1 protein-coding gene is annotated in these 513 nt (G+C 56.5%); it reads left to right on the top strand.

Going from position 1 to position 513, the window contains the following annotated elements:
- Positions 1-13: 13 nt before the first annotated feature.
- A partial coding sequence (locus tag ACK8OU_RS20440) for a hypothetical protein (protein ID WP_410305159.1) occupies positions 14-513 on the top strand: 500 nt, incomplete at its 3' end.

Below are 513 nucleotides of genomic sequence, written 5' to 3'. Positions count from 1 at the left end.
CACGGCGCTAGGATTGTTCGACGCTCCGGCACCGGCTGAGAGTTTTGCGTCACTGTCAGGCGGTGAGGCAGAGAAACTCGGCTATGCGGTACTTGGGCCAATCGTGACAGGCTACATGACTTGGCTCGGGCGCGAGGCGCGGCGCGACGGTGTCACCGATCTTTACTTCATGGCCCGCGAAGGCTGGGTGTTGAAAGAGGCTTTCAATATCCTCCACGAAGGTGACCAAACGCTGCCTAAGGGAAAATATCTCTATGGTTCGCGTCGCGCAATCCGTGTCGCAGGTTGTCGCAGTCGGGGTGATATTATGGCAATGGCGAGCGCACCTTACGACCCCGGAATCACGCTCGAGAAACTCTTGCAGGCCCGGTTCGGCGTTGACCTAAACCCAGTGCGCATGGCTTTGCTAGCCGCAGAAGGCATAACTTCTGTGATACGTCCGCTCGAAAGATCATTCGCAGATCGGGATATCTGGCAGCGGGTCTGTAGGGTTTTGGCTGATGATATTCTTCA

This window comes from Pontitalea aquivivens (genome assembly GCF_046507575.1).
Lineage (GTDB): Bacteria > Pseudomonadota > Alphaproteobacteria > Rhodobacterales > Rhodobacteraceae > Pontitalea > Pontitalea aquivivens.
This window is presented reverse-complemented; position numbering and strand designations above follow the sequence as displayed.